Annotated in this window: 1 protein-coding gene; it reads right to left on the bottom strand. The window is 58.2% G+C overall.

The features are described 5' to 3' along the window. Positions 1–10 precede the first annotated feature (10 nt). Positions 11–261 (bottom strand): hypothetical protein (locus FAZ69_RS33060; RefSeq protein WP_206171260.1); only part of this gene is annotated, 251 nt, incomplete at its 5' end.

The following is a 261-nucleotide window of genomic DNA, read 5'->3' as shown; positions in this document are numbered from 1 at the left end:
CGAATCACGCTTAACCTTGCGTCAGGCTCTTCGCGTTCTTCGGACCGGCTTCTTCGAGCTGGTCCTTGGCGGCGTCGTTGTTGAGCGCGTTTTCGTTTTTCGTCGCCGCGTCCTGCATGGCGATCGACGCTGCCGTGCTGGCGTTCATTTGAGCGATGGTCGAAGCGGTGTCGAGCGTGCCAGCTGCCGTCGAACCTGCCGAGATACCCGAAGCGAGACTTGCCATGATAGAACTCCTTAAATAGAACCAAGACTGACCCC

This window comes from Trinickia terrae (genome assembly GCF_005144415.1).
Taxonomy (GTDB): Bacteria; Pseudomonadota; Gammaproteobacteria; order Burkholderiales; family Burkholderiaceae; genus Trinickia_A; species Trinickia_A terrae.
This window is presented reverse-complemented; position numbering and strand designations above follow the sequence as displayed.